The 21,117-nt window shown below is 30.1% G+C and carries 15 protein-coding genes, 1 tRNA gene and 2 pseudogenes; 15 read left to right on the forward strand and 3 right to left on the reverse strand.

Going from position 1 to position 21,117, the window contains the following annotated elements:
- Positions 1-101: 101 nt before the first annotated feature.
- The 12 genes and pseudogenes from CQA53_RS05750 (at position 102) to CQA53_RS05805 (ending at position 13,279) form a co-directional block, all read left to right on the forward strand.
- Complete coding sequence (locus CQA53_RS05750; RefSeq protein ID WP_115543072.1) at positions 102-2,081, forward strand: lytic transglycosylase domain-containing protein; 1,980 nt, start codon at positions 102-104, stop codon at positions 2,079-2,081.
- Between the two features lie 115 nt (positions 2,082-2,196).
- Positions 2,197-2,778 (forward strand): GTP cyclohydrolase II, encoded by a 582-nt coding sequence (ribA, locus tag CQA53_RS05755; protein ID WP_115543073.1) that lies wholly within the window; start codon positions 2,197-2,199, stop codon positions 2,776-2,778.
- 119 nt (positions 2,779-2,897) lie between these two features.
- A complete protein-coding gene (locus CQA53_RS05760) occupies positions 2,898-3,461 on the forward strand; it encodes a DUF7149 domain-containing protein (protein WP_115543074.1) in 564 nt (187 codons plus the stop codon).
- 184 nt (positions 3,462-3,645) lie between these two features.
- Positions 3,646-7,071 (forward strand): annotated as a pseudogene (locus CQA53_RS05765) (type IIG restriction enzyme/methyltransferase); the annotation flags it as partial.
- 2 nt (positions 7,072-7,073) lie between these two features.
- Positions 7,074-7,973: an AAA family ATPase gene (locus tag CQA53_RS13520; protein ID WP_115543076.1), complete on the forward strand. Its 900-nt coding sequence runs from the start codon at positions 7,074-7,076 to the stop codon at positions 7,971-7,973.
- Between the two features lie 11 nt (positions 7,974-7,984).
- A complete protein-coding gene (locus CQA53_RS13525) occupies positions 7,985-9,241 on the forward strand; it encodes an AAA family ATPase (protein WP_281271169.1) in 1,257 nt (418 codons plus the stop codon).
- 185 nt (positions 9,242-9,426) lie between these two features.
- A complete protein-coding gene (locus CQA53_RS05780) occupies positions 9,427-9,597 on the forward strand; it encodes a type II restriction endonuclease (RefSeq protein WP_115543078.1) in 171 nt (56 codons plus the stop codon).
- A complete protein-coding gene (locus CQA53_RS05785; RefSeq protein WP_115543079.1) occupies positions 9,590-10,672 on the forward strand; it encodes a nucleotidyltransferase family protein in 1,083 nt (360 codons plus the stop codon). The genes CQA53_RS05780 and CQA53_RS05785 overlap by 8 nt, the downstream gene beginning before the upstream one ends.
- Positions 10,673-11,123: 451 nt before the next feature.
- Positions 11,124-11,459, forward strand: a complete 336-nt coding sequence (locus CQA53_RS05790; protein ID WP_115543080.1) for a hypothetical protein — start codon at positions 11,124-11,126, stop codon at positions 11,457-11,459.
- A pseudogene (locus tag CQA53_RS05795) lies at positions 11,431-11,568 on the forward strand (type II restriction endonuclease); the annotation flags it as partial. The gene CQA53_RS05790 and the pseudogene CQA53_RS05795, both read left to right, overlap by 29 nt.
- Before the next feature lie 58 nt (positions 11,569-11,626).
- Positions 11,627-12,754, forward strand: coding sequence for an ImmA/IrrE family metallo-endopeptidase (locus CQA53_RS05800; protein WP_115543082.1), 1,128 nt, complete (start codon positions 11,627-11,629; stop codon positions 12,752-12,754).
- A gap of 9 nt (positions 12,755-12,763) precedes the next feature.
- Positions 12,764-13,279, forward strand: coding sequence for a DUF4411 family protein (locus CQA53_RS05805; protein ID WP_281271170.1), 516 nt, complete (start codon positions 12,764-12,766; stop codon positions 13,277-13,279).
- Between the two features lie 573 nt (positions 13,280-13,852).
- Here CQA53_RS05805 and lspA read toward each other — a convergent pair.
- The 3 genes from lspA to CQA53_RS05825 form a co-directional block, all read right to left on the reverse strand.
- Positions 13,853-14,335: a signal peptidase II gene (gene lspA, locus CQA53_RS05810; RefSeq protein WP_115543084.1), complete on the reverse strand. Its 483-nt coding sequence runs from the start codon at positions 14,333-14,335 to the stop codon at positions 13,853-13,855.
- A 518-nt stretch (positions 14,336-14,853) separates the two neighbouring features.
- Entirely contained in the window at positions 14,854-16,293 is a 1,440-nt protein-coding gene (aspA, locus tag CQA53_RS05815) for an aspartate ammonia-lyase (RefSeq protein ID WP_115543085.1), read from the reverse strand.
- A 487-nt stretch (positions 16,294-16,780) separates the two neighbouring features.
- Positions 16,781-16,856 (reverse strand) — tRNA-Phe (locus tag CQA53_RS05825).
- A 530-nt stretch (positions 16,857-17,386) separates the two neighbouring features.
- On the opposite strand from CQA53_RS05825, the gene CQA53_RS05830 reads away from it, so the two are divergent.
- From CQA53_RS05830 to dnaK, 3 genes are all read left to right on the forward strand, one after another.
- Positions 17,387-18,211: a heat-inducible transcription repressor gene (locus tag CQA53_RS05830; RefSeq protein ID WP_115543087.1), complete on the forward strand. Its 825-nt coding sequence runs from the start codon at positions 17,387-17,389 to the stop codon at positions 18,209-18,211.
- A 45-nt stretch (positions 18,212-18,256) separates the two neighbouring features.
- Positions 18,257-18,784: a nucleotide exchange factor GrpE gene (grpE, locus tag CQA53_RS05835; RefSeq protein WP_245945718.1), complete on the forward strand. Its 528-nt coding sequence runs from the start codon at positions 18,257-18,259 to the stop codon at positions 18,782-18,784.
- A gap of 163 nt (positions 18,785-18,947) precedes the next feature.
- On the forward strand, positions 18,948-20,849 hold the full coding sequence (dnaK, locus tag CQA53_RS05840; protein ID WP_115543089.1) for a molecular chaperone DnaK: 1,902 nt from the start codon (positions 18,948-18,950) through the stop codon (positions 20,847-20,849).
- Positions 20,850-21,117: the final 268 nt, after the last annotated feature.

A 21,117-nucleotide genomic window follows, 5' to 3' on the forward strand; every position in this document is an offset into this window, starting at 1 on the left:
TTTAGATTATAATAAACTTTAACTTAACTATTTTATTATTCCAATAAATAGAACAACTCAAAGTTTCTTTCAAAATATTTTTAAATAAGGAGACTATTATAATGAAATATATTCAAACATTATGGCTAACATGTTGTTTTGCGTATGCTGATAGCATTATAGAATTTGGCACAAGCCAAACGAAATCGTATAAGCCTTATGAAAACTTCAAAAATCGCTCTACTACTTTGCCTTACCATGAAATGACCTTAGAATCTTATCATAACCAAACACAAAATCAAAAGAAGCTACATACACAAAACAATATATTCGCAAATAATGAAATCAATTCTACGACAAACACACACACACATTCACACAATGCCAACACACCAAATTTTCATACTACAATACCACAAACAAATATTAATACAAACAAAAAACCAGCAACACAACTTATTACAACTGATAAACCAACACACGCAGGAACACATTTACGTGGAAAAGATTTTTTTGATTATTATATCAAAGATAAACCAAAAGGGATTGTGCGAGATTTTTATATTTGGCAATATTTAAATGACAATAAGTTAAATGCAAAAGAGATTAATGAAGTTTATAAAATGCTAAATGCAAAAAACCCTTATCTTCGCAAGGTACTTAATAATCTTGGAAAAACAGAAAAACTCCCTCGCGATATTGAATGTTCAAAAATGGGAGTAAAAATTGCACTAAAGCAAGATGATGTTTGCCTTATAGCATCTATAAGAAATCATTTAGCAGCATTCAAAACTCTCTCAAAAACAGAAACAGACACAATTATAAAACGCATTGAAAAAACTTATAAAGACACTGCACGAGCTATTGCGATCTTACATTCACAAAACCGCACCAAAGACCTTTTTAAAGAAAACTCTATTGTCTTTACAATGGTATATCATGCACTTAATAGTGATGAGAAACACAAAATCACAACAGAGAAACCAGCACAAGATTTTAAACGATTAAGCGAATATAAAACAAATGGATTCTATAATATTCTCAATAATGCCATTTTAGCCTCAAATCTCAACAATATAAAAACTCTTTTGCTTCAAGCAGATATTACACAAGCTCCACATAATACACTTTTTTTACTTGGAATAAATGAACTTCGCTTTGGTTCAAAAGAGAAAGCAATGACATATTTTAAAAGGGCACAAAATTCTACTACTCTTGGGTTTTTTATTGATAGGGCAATATTTTGGCAATATCTTGTCAGTGAAAAAAAAGAATATCTAGAACAACTCTTAAAAAGTAAAAATGCAAATATCTTTAGCATTTATGCAAGCCAAAAGCTCAATAAAACTCCTAGCTTTGTAATCATCAATAAGCTTCCATCGCTTGCTCTTGATAATCCACCCTTTGACATTCGCGATCCATACATTTGGCAAAATATCTCTTCTACAATGATTAACACAAGTGACCCTGTTAAACTTGCAAAGGTTGTGCCTTATTTTTCCTATAAAGATACAATGCCACAGCTTGCCTACCTTATGCAAAAGATTGATAAATATTCTACAAATTACTACCTTACACCTTATGAGGGATTAATAAAATGGAATAGCACAGAAGAACAAAGCTTTGTCTTTTCGATCGCAAGACAAGAAAGCCATTTTATTCCAACTCTTATTTCTCGTTCATTTGCACTTGGAATCATGCAAATAATGCCTGCAAATGTAAAACCCTTTGCAAAAGAAATGGGGAGAAATGACATTGAGTATAATGATTTGTTTGACCCAAAAACTTCTCTTGAAATGGGACGACATTTTATAAAAGTATTACAAAAAGAATATAAAAATCCCCTTTTTGTAGCTTATGCCTATAATGGTGGTCCAGGGTTTCTTAGACGATTGCTTGCAAAAAATGAATTATTTTTAAAAAATCGTGCATACGAACCATGGCTTAGCATGGAATTAATCCCGTATGAAGAATCAAGACTTTATGGTATGCGTGTATTAGCAAATTTTATAATCTATGAGAAATTACTCGGGAAAAATATACAATTAGAAGACTTATTGAAAAAAACACTCCTTTATCACAATCCAAATATTACTCGATAAGGAAAAAGAATGAAATATTTTATTTTCCAGTAAGTTAATAAATATTTTTCACTTTTTATATTATAATTACCGATTCATTCAAAGAATATTATACAAACAAAAATTATACGGAGCTATTATGAAATTTGAAGTTTCTAATCAAGCAAATTTACCAACACAATATGGGTATTTTAAAATTAAATCATTTCGTGAATATCAAGACAATGGAAACATTCTTGAACATTTAGTAGCTTTCACAGACCCACTTCCTGATACACCTCTTGTTCGCATACATTCAGAATGCTTAACAGGAGATGTTTTTGGATCAAAGAAATGTGATTGTGGTCCAGAGTTAGCTTACGGAATGAGAGAGATTTATAAAAATGGCGGTATGCTTATTTACCTGCGACAAGAAGGACGAGGTATCGGGCTATTCAATAAAGTGAATGCCTACGCCTTGCAGGATACGGGCATGGACACGGTAGAAGCAAATGAAGCATTAGGCTTTGGGAAAGATGAACGCAAATATGATATTGTTGGAGAGATTTTTAAGCATTTTAAGATTCAACAAATCAAACTTCTTACCAATAATCCACGAAAAATTGCCGAAATGGAAAAATATGTAAAATGCGTTCGTGATAGCATTATTATTGAACCAAATGAACATAATAAAGAATATTTGAAAGTGAAAAAGGCAAAGCTTGGACATTTACTTTGAATTATAATATAGCCTCATCTTCTTATGGAGAATCCCATTCTAAAATCCATAAATATGAAATATTCACAGGATTTAGCTTGCAGTAATGAGAATACTCTAAAATATCCAAAGGCACACAAATGACTTATCACTACATTCCACTCGAGGATTTTCTCACAGACTATCACACGATAGAGCCGACCAATGAAGAATTACAAGCTTTTAAAGCACACTTGCATACTTACCTGAAGCGAAGCACACAACAAGATAACGAAGAATATCAAAAAAATGAAATCAATGATTTTCTCAAAAAAGTGTTTCATTATAGAATCAATACAAAAAACCAAATAGATTCTGCAATTTATGATGACAATAAGGTAAAAGTCATCATAGAGGCGAAACGAATCAATAATAAAAATGAATTTCCAAAAAATAAACATAACCCTCTCTCAAAAGCCTTGTGCGAAAGTGTGTTGTATTTTTTGCGAGAATATCACAAGGGCAATAACGAAATAAAACATATCATACTTTGCAACCCTATAGAATTTTTTATTTTCGATGCCGATGAATTGAAGAGATTTATCGATAATAAAACAATCGAGCAATACTATAAAAACTGCGATAAAAAAGAAGGAATAAAGACAAGCACTGATAAATTCTATAAAGACTTAGAATCTTATCTTATGGGGGGGGGGGGGGAATAACTTTCATAAACCCATAAAATATACTTATTTTCAATTTGATACAAACTTAAGTGATCCACAACTCCCACTCCTCTACCAAGCCCTAAGTCCCGAAGTCCTACTCAAACACAAACGCTATATTGACGCCAATACGCTCAATCAAGCCTTTTATGATGAATTGCTCTATATTTTGGGATTACGCGAGATAAGCCAAAATGGCAAGGAGCTTATCACATATAGCGACACACCAAATACCCTTTTAGATTCTATCACTCATGCTTTTGGTTACGAGCGTGAGAAAGAATTTGAGACGATATTTACTCTCATTACTGCGTGGAATAATCGCTTACTTTTCTTGCGACTTTTAGAATCTATGCTCTTATCGTTTAAGCATATCGACAAGCCATTTTTAGATATTAACTCACTTCCTAATTTCCTTGCACTCAACACACTATTCTTTGATGTGCTAGCCAAAGATGAGGAGAAACGCGATAAAGACTTACCGCCACTCTTAGCCCAAATCCCCTATCTCAATTCAAGCCTCTTTGATAAAAACGCACTAGAGAGGCAAGGAGCTGAAATCAAGCTTTTAAGCTCTAAGCCTCTATCGATTTCTCGAGATTCTATTTTGCTCAAAGATAGCACCCTTGCAAAAACTCTTAAGATAGAATCTCATAGCCCTACCCTGCCACTTTTGGAATATCTCTTTGCATTTTTACACGCCTATAATTTCACCACCACACCAAAAGACATCATTAATCACACCAAAACCAACTATGATAAGCTCATCAATTCCGCTGTATTAGGGCTAGTCTTTGAGAAGCTCAATGGCTACAAGGAGGGGAGCTTCTATACGCCAAGCTTTATCACAAGCTATATGTGCAAGCAGTCCTTGCGAAAAATTGTGATAGAGAAATTTAATAGTGTAAAGGGTTGGGAATGTGAGAGCTTAGAGGATTTGAAACACAAAATCGATAAGCTCACTGATGAAAAAAATGGTTACTATGAGGCAAACACAATCTTTGATTCTATACATATCTGCGACCCAGCCGTGGGGAGTGGGCATTTCCTCGTATCTGCCCTCAATGAGCTTATCTTGCTCAAATTCGAGCTTAGAATCTTATGCGAAGTAAGTTATCCTTGCAGTGATAAACCTGTCATTACAAGTGAAGCAAAGCAGAATCCCACTCGTCATTGCGAGCAAGGCGAAGCAATCCAAACCTATCATCATATTGAGGGCTTACCTGAAGCATCCATAGAATCTCATCACAAAATAGATTGCCACGAGGCTAAAGCCTCTCGCAATGACATAGAATCTCAATCAAATAGAGATTACCACACTTCTAGCAAGACTCATAATACCCCAAATCTCCCCGCATATACGCGTCTCAAAGACATTCGCTTGAGACTGCATAATGATGAAATAGTCATCTATGATAAGAATAATACTATCTTTGACTACACACTCCCCGCACACGAGAATATAGACAATCACAAAATCCAAAAAGGAATATTTTATGCAAAAAGGCAAATTATAGAATCTTGTCTCTTTGGCGTAGATATTAACCCCAACTCATGCGAGATAACCAAGCTAAGATTATGGATAGAACTCCTCAAATACAGCTTCTACAAGGACATACCAAACAAACGCCTAGAAACCCTCCCAAATATCGATATAAATATCAAGTGTGGGAATAGTTTGGTAAGCAATATAGATTTACACATTACGCAAGACAATCTTAGCAAACAGCTCAAAGATTTGCTTAACAAAAGTGCGAGTCTTGAATCACAAGCAGAGTTTGCCACGATGGCAAATGATTTGAACAACAAACTCCCTATGCAAATAGAGATATATAAAAGAAGCGTGAATGCGTATAAGAATGAAACCAACAGCGATTTAAAGACATTGCATAAAGACAGAATCAAAGAGAGCAAGGACTTTATCCTAAGGCTTTTTCATAAGTTGAGTAAGGAATATCTCCACTTCAAGCAAAGCCTCTCACTCTATCTCCAAAACTATGGCTACAAAGGCATTGACGAGGCAATGATACAAGGTAAGGAATTAGCAGATTCTCTCAAACATTCGCTCAATGCGTATCTCAATGCCTTTAACTTTCACAAGATACTTGACATTCCTAAAATCCCCACAAAGAAAGACTATGAAAAAGATTTAGCAAGGCTTATTGCAGCATTGGCAAACTATGAGAATCTTATCAATGATGAAAATGCGTTTGAATGGCGGTTTGAATTCCCCGAAGTGCTAGATAGCAATGGCGACTTTATGGGATTTGATTTAGTCATTGGCAATCCGCCGTATATTCGACAGCAAGAGATTATAAAATTTAAAAACTTTTTTAAGAAAAAATATAAAATATTTCATGGTTTAGCTGATATTTATATCTATTTCTTTGAATTAGCCCATAATCTTGTCAAACAAGATTCTATAATCAGTTTTGTTACTTCAAACAAATGGATAAAAGCAGAATATGGCAAAGCATTGCAAAGCTTTTTACTCCACGAATGTAGAATAAGTGATTATGTCGATTTCACAGGCATTAAAGTATTTGATAGTGCAAGCGTTGATGTTGGTATAATTATACTTTACAAACAAAAGCCAAATAAGGATTCTAAAATCGTTATTACGAATATAGGAAGGTTAGATTTTATAAAATACAATAAGAATATTGCAGAAATAAGCGACTCTACACATTTACTTAAGGCACAATCAGATTTAAATATAGAATCTTTTACCTTTCAATTAGATTCTACAAATAACTTGATTATAAAACTTAAAAAATTTATGTATAAATTTAGTGATATAGCCCATATTGCTAAGGGTCTATCAAGCGGTAATGATAAAATTTTTCTCTTTGATATGTTAAACAAAGGAAAAGTAGCAAAAGTCAAAAATGATTATGGAATTTTTGAAATAGAATCCGAAATTTTAGTTCCGTTTATGTATGGAGAAGATATAAAAAGATTTGAATTTGCCACACCTAGTAAATATCTTTTGTATCCATACGATAAGGAAGACAATACTCTACTTCAAACGCAAGATATGTGTAAAAAATATCCTCGAGCATATCAATATCTTTCTCATTTGCAATCCATTCTTATGGAGAGAAAGATTCAAACAAATAATACTAATTTTTATAAATTTTCTGCTCTGCGTAATGCAAATATATATAAACAACAAAAAATTATAATCCCCGATTTACTTAATTTTCCACGATTTGGATTTGATAGTGTCGGAATCTACCATAATGCAGGAATCCATAGTGTAATATTTAGACAAGAGTGCGAATATTATTTTGAAAAGATTCAATGGTTTGTTTTGGGAATTTTAAACTCTAAACTTTTTTGGTTTTTCATATCAAACTCAAGCACAAAATTGAGTTCTGCCGTAAGGCTTATGCCACTTTATTTAGATAATTTTAGCTTTCCTAAGGTAGATTCTAACAACAAATCTTTATACGATGAGATAGTGGCTTTGGTGGAGAGAATCTTAGAATCTAAAGCAAAAGATTCTCATTTCAATACAAATATGCTAGAATCTGAAATTGATACTTTGGTATATAAATTGTATAATTTGAGTGATGAGGAGATTAAAATTATTGAAAACAAGGAGTAGATATGATAAAGAAAATTCACAATATCCGTCATAAAAGCTTTAATAATTTAGAATTAGATAGTATTGACTTTCAAAAGATTAATTTAGTGTTTGGTTATAATGGACAAGGCAAAAGCTCATTTGTAGAATTCATAGAAGAAAATCTTAGCAATGATAATGGTATCAATGATAATTTTGAATGCTCTCAACAATCATACAAACTATTTATCTATAATGAAAAATATAAAAGACAAATTTTATATATCAATGAAGATGCACATCATTTTAGGAGCTTTTATGTAGGTGATAATATTCGTAAGTTTATGCAACAGAAACAATATTTTGAAATAAAAATTGAAAAACTAGAAAAACTTAAGAATGATAGACAAACAGAAATTAATCAAGAAAATCAAAAGCTAGATGAATTAAAAAAATCGATTGCTTCTAATACAAAAGATATTTTACGAAAAATAGATTCTAAAAAATATAAGACAGACCAAAGTTACACAAAATCTGGTATTAATGATGAATATTTTAATACAGCAATTTTGCTTAATGATAATGAGTTAGAACAAGCACAAAAATATAAAGCCGATACTATACCACCTATAATTAATGATTATAATTTTAAAGAAATACAAAAACTTATGAATAATAGTATTGATAAATTAAAAGAAATATTAAAACAAACACCACAAAATAAAGCTATTCAAAAATTTAAAGAGGATTCTGAATTTGAAAACCTTGCCAAAATAGCTCTCAACTTAAAGAATAAACATAAAGACTATAATAACAAATGCCCATTATGTGAGCAAGATATTACAAAAGTCAAACTATGGGAAAAACTAGAAGAACACTTTAACAAAGAATATGATGAGTTTATAGAAAGATTACAAAAAGCTAAAAAATTCTTGAATCAATAAAAAATGAGCTTATATCTTATGAAGAGTGGTGCAATAAAAATTTAAATTCTAAGCTCATATTAGATAGCAAAATTGATATTGATAATTTAAGAATACAACAAATTGATTATACTAAACATATAATCCAAGAGATTGAAAAAATTATTTTAAAAATTCAAGAAAAATTAGACACTCCAAATAAAGATGATATTTTTTTACAAGTTGATAATAAATTTGAATATCCTATAAAGGAAATTCTATCAGATAATATTCCTATGTTAATAACATACCACAATCAACAACAAACACAATATCAAAGCTTAATTGATACAAATATTAAGAAAATTAAACAACATTTTATAGCTAAAGACAAAGATAGATATAATGAAATTCATCAAAGAATTAATAGCTTAAATAATCGTATAACTTGTATTGATAAATGTATTGCACAACGAGAGAAACAGATTGATAAAATCGATGAAGAGATTAAAAAGTTAGATTCTTTTGATAGATTAAATAGTGATTTAAATGAATGGTTTTATAATGATATTCGATTTGAAAAAATTTCAGACTCTCATTACAAAACACAAAGAAAAGATTGTGATGGAAAATGGATAGACTGCAAAAATAATTTAAGCGAGGGAGAAAAAACCATTGTATCTGTAATTTACTTTATCAATCGCTATTTAGCAAGTTTAGAATCATTACAAGAATGCCCAATATTAATTATTGATGACCCAATCACTAGCCTAGATTCTCAAAATAAAGATAAAATAATTAATTATATTACAAATAAAATTATTCATGATGATCGAATAAGAGGGCAACTTTTTATCTTATCCCATGATAAAAATGTATTAATAAAAATAAATAAATGTTTAAAACAAAAAGAAAAGAATAAGACAATAATTATAAAAATTGAAAAGAATAATTATATTTCTATGATACAAAAACTGCAAGAATTAAAAAATAGTAACGAAGCACAAGAAATTTATAAAAAATTAAAATCTTATGTGGAAAATCAAAAAGAATATTTGGAATCTAGCATAAAAGACTTACCAAGAAATCTTTTAGAGAAAGTATTTGCTATTGTATTTGATGATGATAGTGATTTTACAAAATGTTACAATGATTTCCTTAAGAATATAGATATTGAGCAAAAATATACCGCAGGTGATATACAAACATTAAATCATAATAAAGAAGATGAAGATTTAGAGCCAGAAATTAAAAATAAATGTAAATTTGTTATTGAAATATTTGAAAAATTTATACGATATAAAACATAGTTTTAGTAAGCTTTTATTCTTTGCTCAATGCCACTTCAACGCATTCATTATTCCTCAAAATATATTGCACCTATCTTGCATTTGCCAGCAAGTAATTTTAGGCAAGAATAAGGTGAGTATTCGCTAGATAAAGCAATATGTAGAAAAACTTCCTACCACTCAAGATAGATTCTAGCAACAAAGCTTTGTGCGATGAGATAGTGGCTTTGGTGGAGAGAATCTTAGAATCTAAGGCGAAAGTTTCTACCACTGATACGCAAAAATGGGAAAATGAGATTGACTTGCTTGTGTATAAATTGTATAATTTGAGCGATGATGAGATTAGGGTTGTAGGGATAAGAAGTGAATATGATTAGTAAAACACAACTAGATAAAATAGGGGCATCAATAAGACAAGAAGAAGATAATATTATTAATTCTAATCATAAAAAAATTATAGATGAGTGGAGAAATCAACATTTATATTTCAAAAAAATATTAATGGATAATATCAATAATTTACTCAAAAATAATTTTACATTTTCTTTTTCATCGAGGTTAAAACGATATTCATCAATTAAAAGAAAGCTTAGAGAAAGCTCTACAAGATTAACACAGATGCAAGATATTTTAGGTTTCAGAATTGTTACTGACAATAATTTACAAAATGTTTATATGATAAAAGATATACTAGAAAATAGTTTTAAACAAAATACAGAATTTATCTTTGATACTGTAGATGACTACATACAACAGCCAAAAGAAGATGGTTATAGGTGCCTACATTTAATTATAAAAGTTCAAAATAGATATTATGTAGAAATTCAAATTAAAACCAAATTACAACATTTATGGGCTACATCATTAGAGGTAATTAGTACAATTAAAGACAAGGATTTTAAACATGAATATAAAAATGACCAACTTAATTTATTTTTTAAAAATATTTCTCAAATTATTGATTGGCATGAAAACTATAGCAGCAAAATGCAAATTACATTAAAAAGTAAAGTTAAAATAATCAAGATACTTTATTCTAAATATTTAAAAGAAATAGAAGTTATCTCTAAATATTCTAGCAACATTAAAGAGGTGTTAGATGCATTAAAGATAGATAATAAAAAAATTCCTAAAAATATTATTTTTACATTGGATGTAAATCGAGCTATAGATGCAATAGAAGGGAAAGGGAGTGATAATATTCTTAAAATAAATGCTTTTGATAGTGAAAAAGAAGCCTTAACAAGCTACAATCAAAGAGAATTAAAACGATATAAAGATGGGGCAGATATTGTTTTAATTTCATCATATAGTTTAGATGATTTAGAAAAAAACTATCCAAACTATTATTTAGATTGTGATGAATTTATTCGTTGCATTAAAGATATTGCTCAACAATATACAAATAGTTTTGAAAGAATAATATTTAGACTATTAAATTTATTCTTTTAATAAAAAGTATCTTAGAAACTAAAACAAAGATTTTACCACTAATATAAAAAGGAGTAGAGGTAGCATCTTACATAAATTTCATATCAACTTTATAACTTGAATGATAATTAAGGTATAATATTAGAATCTTTAAAATCCCTATATTTCCAATCACTTCATTAACATAATCTTTAGTAGATTTTAGGAGAATAAAATTTGTGATTAGAATAGCAAAATTATTTCTAGTGTTAATAAAGCTTAATGGATAAAATCTCAAATATCACTATCCCTCTAGTTACCTTAAAGATTACGCCAAGCAAGACCTTTATGGGCTATACCTTGACAACGATATAGCTCCTCATAATCAAGCATATTTACACTCCACCAAACCAAATTATTACAGAAAATTTGACTATCTCACACATAATCTTATATAATCTCAAGAGTAAATTTATTTAGGATAAGGGTAATTGTGAGAGAAATCAGCATACTTGGCATAATGTCAATAGATACACAGAATCTTCTTACATATCTCAAATCTTGTGAACAATATGAGAGTAATCAAAATACTATTAATTTCAAGGAATTTCTAAAGTGGCTTAAGCAAAACTCTCCTGATAAAAAGATAGAACTCCGCATTACTCACGATAATCAAGGTAGAGAAGTAGCGATGATTTATACAAGTATGCCAATACATTTACATTTCAATGAATCTAGTAATACAAAAATTAAAACTTTAGTGTTTAAAAATATCGAAATAGACGAGATAAAGATTCAAGGCTTTGGTGGAGAGAATCTTAGAATCTAAAGCAAAAGATTCTCATTTCAATACAAATATGCTAGAATCTGAAATTGATACTTTAGTGTATAAATTGTATAATTTGAGCGATGAAGAGATTAGGATTGTAGAATCTTAAGACTTTTAGCCTAAAGTCGATATGTAGTAATATTTTTAGAGTGATTGCAAGGGAAAGTATGCTGCCAAATGCACAAGTGATAAATGAAGCTATATCCAGAAACAATATCCCTATTGATACAATGGCTCAATCTATATTTAAAGATAATGCAAATAAATTTTTATCTTTTCTCAAAAATCCCACTCAAAGTGCAATAAAAATCTCTTCTACTAATTTAGTAGAACTCTCGCAGTATCTTAATATTCCTTTTGGTTATCTCTTTTTACAAGAACTCCCAAAAGAAAAAATTAAAATCCCAGAATTACGAAGCAAAAATAATAAAAATAGTATTTCCAAGACTTTAATTAACTCTGTAAAAGAGAGTGAATATAAACAAGAATGGTATAGAGATTATCTTATCTCTATTGGCGAAGAAGCAAAACATATAAAAAAATATTATAATGAGCAAGAGATTATAAAAGCCATTACATCCCTTATTAACTTTGAAAAATTACCTAAAAAACCATACGAAGCACTAAATAAAATTATTGATTTACTACAAAAAGAAAATTATCTTATTTTTATATCAAGTAGAATACATAGAAAAAATACTCGAAGTTTAGATATTGATGAGTTTAGAGGATATTGTCTCTATGATAAATACACACCTGTGATATTTTTACATAATCAAGATTCATACAAGGGTAAAATCTTTACTATTCTACATGAACTAGCTCATATTATGTATAGATACAATGGTATTACTACTTCATATAATAGAAATACCAAAATAGAAAAATTATGTAATGCTATTGCCGGTGAGATTCTTATCCCAAAAGATAGGATTTTAAGCAAGTGGAATAAAAATAAAAATATACAGCAAAATCTAAATGAGTTATCTCATGAATTTAATCTAGCAAGTGATGAAGCAATAGCTACAAAAGCAAGGTGGCTTAAACTAATTTCACAAAAAATCTATGATGAATTTATAGAGGAATGCAAAAATAAACCTCCAAAAAAGCCTTATGCTCCAAATAATGAGCATAAAGTTTATAAACAAATTATCAAAGAAAATAGTCAAAATTTCACACAAGCTATCTTAACACAAACACTCAATAATAAATTAGATTTTAATCTTGCTATGCAGTATTTGGGTATTAAGGAGATGAAATATTTTAAGGGTATTAGAGAGGTGTTGAAATTATGAAAAATATTTATTGGATACAAATTTTTCTTAGATTCTTCATTGCGATACTATCAAAATGATTTCTTTCCAGACTTTTGGATTTGGCTGAAGATACAAAGCAATACTTCGCATATAAAAACTATTCGAAAAGTTAAACAAGAGCTACTTTCTAAAAAAGATTTTATTAGTAATTTTATTAATGAATTACCACTATCATTTTTCATAGATGATAAAAAGTATTTATCATCATATAGCCAAGTTATACAAACAGCACAATTAATGAACTTTAGGCAAAATGCCAAAGAGAAATTTGCTGACGCAAATAAAGCTGATGCGTGGCTTATAGCAGTTGCATTGCAAGATAATTATACGATAGTAAGCAATGAAAAAATACCCGATAAACAAGAGCGTCAAAATATCAAAATCCCTAGAATGTGCAATGAATTAAATATAGAATGTATCAATATCTTTGATTTTATCAAAGAACAGAAAATCATATTTTATATCAAGGATTTGCCACAAGAACCAAAACAGACTTTATTTTAATACAAATCTTACTCTTAATATTTTATTTTCAAATATATTTTTTGATTTGATTCTATAATCATAGAATCAAATCAATCTTACTTGCCTAAAATTTTATAAAATATCCATAAAATCTAAAAACCAAGCTGTCCCTCTTCTTCTAAATCGCCTTGATATATTCCCCATTCCTCAATATACTATAATGTATCTTAATTAAAATCTCCCCACATTGCAACGCCTAAGTCTCACAAATGAAGCAGGGCTTAGGCTTTGAAAATAGCCATAATTACAGAATCTACACTTTGATAAAACAGCTCAAACGATAGATTCTATAATGTAAAAGGAAGTAATCTGAATTTATAGAATCATTTTGAGTTCATTTGAGAAGAAAATATCACATATACACTCATTAAAGTTAAAATAAGAGACATCAATCAAGCTAATCTCAAAAAGTAAATTGCCCACACAAAAAAGTCCAAGAAATTTCGCAACAAATCTTTTCTAAAATAAAAGCCTGATAGAATCTAAAGTTTCCACTCCCTAATTTCTTACTCACTTCTATACATATTATTATCCTTTATTTATTATGTCATGTTATTTTTGCTTTATTTTCTTAGAAAATATCACTTGCCATATAAAAATAGCAATCCCACAATCAATAATAACATCAGCAAAATTAAAAATTGGGAAATCAAATCCATAATGCCAATAAATATAATCTACTACGCCACCATGCAAAAATCGGTCAAGCACATTAGAAACACCGCCACCAAGCATAATTGCAAATGGAATATAATGTTCTTTAAAAAGCTGTTTTTGTGTGATCAAGATTCCAAAAATTATGATAATAAAAACAATTTGTATATATTTTAACCATTCCCCAAGTTCGCTTAAAAATGAAAATGCCACACCAGTATTAAAAACTAAGGCGATAGAAATAACAGGCATATCAAGAATCATCGTAAAGCCATCAAGATCTTGTGGATTGGCAATAGCTATAATTTGATATTTTATTGCTTGATCTACTAAAAATAGAAAGAGCGAAATAGCAAAAAATATTATAATTTTTTTTTTCATTGATAGACCTCAACACAAAATATAAAAGTTGTAATTATATCATAATGAAATAAATCCTTTTTACAAATCCTATTCTAGAATATAATTGGGTTTTTATATAAAATATTTATTAAGACTTTAAGAGAATGAATGTTTCTAAAATACTTTTGTAATATTTCATGATTCTCATTATAGTAAAATCACAAAGAAAGGATTACCTTATCAATATCTATAACAAAATAGGAGTATATATGACTACAACATCAGCTTGATGCAATAAACAAACTTAGATTATGTAAATGACTATATTTTGAGATAAATGCTTAATTTTTACAATAAAGAATTTCAATGCTAAATTATAACAAGTAGCGATCGTAATGTAAGAGATATTTATGCTTCATTAAAAAGTTACAATTATAAGAGTATCTCAATACAATACTCTTATAAATATGGATAGCTATCAGTTTTACATTGATAGTTTATGATATTTTCATTGACTCATATCATCTAGATTTATGATAAAATAAGTCTCTTTGATTCTAAACAAATGGAGAATGCTTTTGAAACTTCGCTTTATCCTCTGCGCTCATATGAGGATTTAGCATATTTTGAGGTTGGAAAATTTCATCAAGTTGTTCTTTGCTAAGAAGTTTTCTTTCTAATGCAATTTCTTTGACTGGTTTGCCTGTTTGGAGAGATTCTTTTGCGATAGAAGCAGAGTTTTCATAGCCGATATAAGGGTTGAGTGCAGTAACGATACCTATGCTATTATAGACAAAATCACTGCATACTTTTTCATTTGCTGTAATGCCATCTACGCATTTTTCTGCGAGTGTCAGCATAGCATTTCTCATCATTGAGATTGAATTGAAAAGTCCGTATGCAATAACGGGTTCAAAGACATTGAGTTGAAGTTGCCCGCCTTCACTTGCAAAGCTCACGGTTACATCATTCCCGATAACTGCATAACATACTTGATTGACGACTTCGGGGATTACCGGATTGACTTTACCGGGCATTATAGAGCTTCCGGGTTGCATTTTAGGGAGATTAATCTCATTTAATCCAGCACGAGGTCCAGAGCTAAGCAATCTCAAGTCATTGCAAATTTTTGAAAGCTTCACTGCAACGCGTTTAAGGACACCACTCACTTGCACATACGCTCCTGTATCTTGTGTCGCTTCAATCAAATCACCTGCGGTTCTAAATACATGCCCTGTTACTTGACATAGCTTTTCAGCAACAATTTTTGGATATTTTGGGTCAGAGTTAATCCCTGTTCCAATAGCAGTTCCACCCATATTGATTTCAGTAACAAGATTTCTAGCCTCTAACACACGGTCAATATCTTCTGCTATCATTACGGCAAAAGTATGAAATTCTTGTCCTAAAGTCATAGGCACAGCATCTTGAAGCTGTGTGCGTCCCATTTTTAATGTGTCCTTAAACTCTTCTGACTTATTAATAAAAGACTGCTTAAGCACTGCCATATCCTTTGCCAAAGATGACAATTCATCAAACAAAGCCACATGTATGGCAGTAGGATATGCGTCATTCGTAGATTGTGAAAGATTGACATGGTCATTTGGATGGCAGTATTGATACTCTCCCTTTTTATGTCCTAGTATCTCAAGGGCAATATTTGCCACGACTTCATTTGTATTCATATTCGTGCTTGTTCCTGCACCACCTTGTATCATATCCACAACAAACTGGTCGTGATGCTTACCTGATATAATCATATCACATGCTTTGCAAATTGCATCTTTTTTTTGCTCATCAAGCAATTTTAAATCAAAGTTTGCCAAAGCCGCTGCCTTTTTGACTTGTGCGAAAGCCTTAATAAAGCTTGGGTAGCTACTTAGCTTATCCCCTGTGATATTAAAGTTTTGCAATGCCCTAAAAGTTTGCACGCCATAATATACATTATCCTCAATTTCTAATTCACCGATAAAATCGTGTTCTACGCGCTTAGCCATGTTTTCTCCTTAAAAATTTAAGATTAACAGATTCTATTATAGCTATCAAATAAAACCTTAATCGCAAATTATAGCCATAGAATCTAAATCTATGAAACATTTTACATTAAAAACACTCTCTAATTTTAAATCTTTACTAATATTTTTTCTCGAAACTACTTTGGAATATATTATACATGGTATTATTATCTCTTGTTGTATATCTTCTTTCTATAACATTAATGCTTTAGAAAATGATATGAGAGATTCTGCACTTGAACATTTTTACTCTTAAATACTTAAATAAATATCAACGCGGGGATAAATAAAGAATTATCTCTTATCTTAATAGTATGGTTTGGGTATGTTGTATTATATGAAGTAATTTTAGAATCTCAAATATTCGAGTTGTAATAACAACAAATACAGTTTAATTAGAGGATTGTTTGATAATTTATGAGTTGTGATGAATGATATAAAAATAATCTCTTGATATACAAAAAAGTAGTGGTGGCTCGAGGCAGAATCGAACTGCCGACACAAGGATTTTCAGTCCTTTGCTCTACCGACTGAGCTATCGAGCCTTCTCTTAAAATCGTAATACAGACTAGAAAGTGAATTATAACCATAAAAAAATTAAAATAAGCTTAAACTATAAAAATAACTCTACAAAAATATTTATATTTCAAGTTTCTTATCGTGATAAATGGCAGGATTACAAGTATCAAAACTACGCAAAAATTAATTAAGCCTAAGTGCATTAATTAGGGCTTTATCATTAAGATGGTTAATAACACATGATACTATCAAAACCTAAAATATTACAATAATGTAATCTTAATTTTATGTTAAGGAAATCCATATAATCTTTTTTTATAGTTTAAAATTCTAGTAAGCAACTTAGCTTTCTAGACTCTATGATATTCGAGATGGAATCCGCAAAATATTCTGTATATTAATATATTTAACTAATGTTTATTTAGTAAAATATATTAATAAAGTTTATATATATATACTAAAGTTTTATAAATTTTAGCAATTTTTTTATATAAGTGCTAAAATCATTTACTTTTTATGCTATAATTCCAAAGACCTAAAAAACATGAGGTTATTTATGAATATCAAGAATGAATTACTTATTGGAATCATTCAAGAATATATTAAAAATAAAGAACCGATTGGTTCGGAAGTCTTAAAGTCCCGACAGAATTTTGAAGTTTCTTCTGCAACTATTCGGAATTATTTTAAGATTCTTGAAAAAGAGGGTGCATTATTTCAACCACATATTAGTAGCGGGAGGATACCTACAAATTCAACTCTACATTCATATTGGAAAAAAATTTTGAATGTATTGGTAAAAGAGAATCTTCATATAGATTCGAAATGTATAAAAAGTCTTAGTGCATGTTATGAAATTTATTGTGTTACGATACCAAAAACAAATAATATACTTCATGAGGTTATTGATTGTGGAAATGGTTATTTGATTTTAAAATTTAGTCGTAATGAAGCTGTTATAAATTTCTCTGAAGCACTTTTGCGATTTTTAGAATCTTTTAAAAATATGGATATTCAAGATATTATCAAAATTGCAAATGAAGTGGGTGCAGGTGAGTTAAAACGCAAATTGCTTGCTTTGGAGCAAGTAGATTTTGAACAAACAAGTTTGCGATATGGTAGTGAGTTTTTAAAAGACATACTTTATAAAGATGTTGCGAAGTTTAATGAAATATTCCAAGCTCGTGTATTACTAAGGTATCAAAATGGAATCTACTTTGATAAATTTTTACCAAATGGATACATGGCGATTATTCATGATGCAAGTTATCTTGACAGACACTTGTGCAAAAACAAGCAAGTTCGCATGATGAGTATCGGTAGTATTCATGCGGATTTTAAAAGTTTTTATGCAGAATTAGGTTTTACGAATTTTGCATAAAGATTTTTACAAAATCTTTAATCTTAACAAATGAAAGGAGCAAAAATGTCTAATGAAGAAGAATACGTAGAATCGCCACCTGAAAATATCGATGAAGATTCTACTCAAGAATCTAATGAATTAGATAATATAGAATCATTAAAACAAAAAATTAAGGAATTAGAAGACCAATATTTGCGAACACATGCGGATTTTGAAAATGTAAAAAAGCGACTGGAAAGAGAGAAATCTCAAGCACTAGAATATGCACATGAGAAAATATTGAAAGATATTTTACCTATTGCTGATACATTAGAGAAAGCTTTAGAATCTGCAAAGCTTGTTGAAAGTGGAGAGAAAATCGCAGAGGGTATTAAGCTCACTATTGATAATCTCCATAAAGTTTTTAAAAACCATGGTATGGAGGTAATAGATACAGATAACGAATTTGATCCCAATTTACATGATGCTATTATGCATGCTAATCATCCCGATAAGGAAGATGGACAAATAGCACAAGTTTTACAAAAAGGATATAAATATAAAGAAAGGACGCTCAGACCTGCTATGGTAAGCGTTGTAAAAAATTCGTGAAATATTTTAGCATACTCTTAATGAGAGTTTTATTGCATAGTATGAAACGATTTTAGAATATCTTTTTATTGTTTTGATACAAAAACCATCTCAAGAAATAGAAATCTTAGAGACAAAGATTCTAAAGAATCTATAATTAATTTTTATTGAAAAAGGATAAATCATGAGTAAAGTTATAGGAATTGACTTAGGAACAACAAATTCAGCAATGGCTGTATATGAAGGTAATGAAGGTAAAATTATTGCAAACAAAGAAGGAAAAAATACAACCCCTTCTATTGTTGCATTTACAGATAAAGGTGAGATTTTAGTAGGCGATCCTGCAAAAAGACAAGCAATCACAAATCCTCAAAAAACAATTTATTCAATTAAAAGAATTATGGGATTAATGTTTAGTGAAGATAAAGCAAAAGAGGCTGAAAAGAGACTCCCTTATAAAATCATTGATAGAAATGGTGCATGTGCTGTGGAAATCTCTGATAAAATTTATACGCCACAAGAGATTTCAGCAAAAATCCTTATGAAGCTCAAAGAAGATGCTGAAAGCTATCTTGGAGAGCCTGTTAAAGAAGCTGTTATAACCGTTCCAGCATATTTTAATGACGCACAAAGAAAAGCAACAAAAGAGGCTGGTGCTATCGCGGGGTTAGATGTCTTGAGAATCATTAATGAGCCAACTTCAGCGGCTCTTGCGTATGGACTTGATAAAAAAGATTCTGAAAAAATCATGGTCTATGATTTGGGTGGTGGGACATTTGATGTTACAGTGCTTGAGACAGGAGATGGTGTTGTTGAAGTATTGGCAACGGGTGGTGATGCTTTCCTTGGTGGTGATGATTTTGACAACAAAATTATTGATTGGCTTGCGGCAGAATTTCAAAATGATGAAAGCATTGATTTAAAAAAAGATGTCATGGCATTACAACGTTTAAAAGAATCTGCTGAAGCAGCAAAAAAAGAATTAAGTTCAGCTCAAGAAACCGAAGTTAATCTTCCATTTATTACAGCTAATGCAAGTGGTCCAAAACATTTAGTAAAAAAGCTTACTCGTGCAAAATTTGAAAGCCTTATTAGTAATTTGATTGAAGATACCATTAAGAAAATAGATGCTGTCATCAAAGATGCTGGTTTAAGTAAAACAGATATTAGCGAAGTTGTTATGGTTGGTGGTTCAACTCGGATTCCAAAAGTGCAACAAAGAGTAAAAGAATTTATTGGTAAAGATTTAAATAAATCAGTGAATCCAGACGAAGTTGTTGCTGTTGGTGCGGCAATTCAAGGAGGAGTATTAAAAGGAGATGTAAAAGATGTACTTTTACTTGATGTAACTCCTCTTAGTCTTGGAATTGAGACTTTGGGTGGTGTAATGTCTAAGATTATTGAGAAAGGAACAACAATTCCAGTAAAAAAATCTCAAGTTTTCTCTACTGCAGAAGATAATCAGCCTGCCGTATCAATTCAAATTTTTCAAGGGGAACGCGAATTGGCTCGGGATAATAAAAAATTAGGTAACTTTGATTTACAAGGCATACCAGCAGCCCCCCGTGGTGTGCCTCAAATTGAAGTAACACTTGATATTGATGCAAATGGAATCTTAACTGTATCAGCAAAAGAGAAAAATACAGGCAAAACTCAAGAAATCAAAATCACAGGTTCAAGTGGCTTGTCTGATGAAGAGATTGAAAAAATGGTAAAAGATGCAGAACTCCACAAAGAAGAAGACGCAAAACGAAAAGAATCAATTGAAGCACGAAATCAAGGAGATAGTCTTGTTTATCAAGTAGAAAAAAGCTTAGAAGATATGCGTAAAGAAGAGAATAAAGGCAAAGTTGATGAAGCAGTATTGGGCGAGGTAGAAAGTGCAAAAGAAGCACTTAAAGAAACACTTAAAAATGTAGATGCCTCAAAAGAAGAGATAGAATCTAAGATAAAAACTCTTAATGAAGTCTTTACAAAAATTATTGCAGCACAAGGTGCAAATCCTTCTGGGACACAAAATAATGCTGGAAATAACACAGAAAGCAAGAAAAAAGATGATGATGTTATTGATGCTGAAGTATTATAATTTCCAAATCAATCCTTACTATAAAATTACTATTTTTGACAATCTTGTAAAAATAATTTTATAGTAACCCACCATAATTCAATCTCTATGTAATCCTATAATCTCAAGATTTCTAGGGATTATAGGTTCTTTCATTGAAATTATTTTACTTAGATAAAAAGCTTTCAAAATTAGAATTGATTTATAATTTATATTATATAGAGAATTACAAAAAATAATCAAAGTAAAAAATAAACCTTATTATGATTTTAAATATTCAAAGATAAAC

Origin of the sequence: Helicobacter didelphidarum (assembly GCF_003364195.1) — a bacterium.
GTDB classification, from domain to species: Bacteria; Campylobacterota; Campylobacteria; order Campylobacterales; family Helicobacteraceae; genus Helicobacter_A; species Helicobacter_A didelphidarum.

Bases quoted from the DNA above. Each gene is read 5' to 3' on its own strand.
- CQA53_RS05785 (WP_115543079.1), top strand. From the start codon at position 9,590: ATGATTAGTAAAACACAACTAGATAAAATAGGGGCATCAATAAGACAA.
- aspA (WP_115543085.1), bottom strand. From the start codon at position 16,293: ATGGCTAAGCGCGTAGAACACGATTTTATCGGTGAATTAGAAATTGAG.
- CQA53_RS13520 (WP_115543076.1), top strand. From the start codon at position 7,074: ATGATAAAGAAAATTCACAATATCCGTCATAAAAGCTTTAATAATTTA.
- grpE (WP_245945718.1), top strand. From the start codon at position 18,257: ATGTCTAATGAAGAAGAATACGTAGAATCGCCACCTGAAAATATCGAT.
- dnaK (WP_115543089.1), top strand. From the start codon at position 18,948: ATGAGTAAAGTTATAGGAATTGACTTAGGAACAACAAATTCAGCAATG.
- CQA53_RS05750 (WP_115543072.1), top strand. From the start codon at position 102: ATGAAATATATTCAAACATTATGGCTAACATGTTGTTTTGCGTATGCT.
- CQA53_RS05800 (WP_115543082.1), top strand. From the start codon at position 11,627: ATGCTGCCAAATGCACAAGTGATAAATGAAGCTATATCCAGAAACAAT.
- CQA53_RS05760 (WP_115543074.1), top strand. From the start codon at position 2,898: ATGACTTATCACTACATTCCACTCGAGGATTTTCTCACAGACTATCAC.
- lspA (WP_115543084.1), bottom strand. From the start codon at position 14,335: ATGAAAAAAAAAATTATAATATTTTTTGCTATTTCGCTCTTTCTATTT.
- CQA53_RS05830 (WP_115543087.1), top strand. From the start codon at position 17,387: ATGAATATCAAGAATGAATTACTTATTGGAATCATTCAAGAATATATT.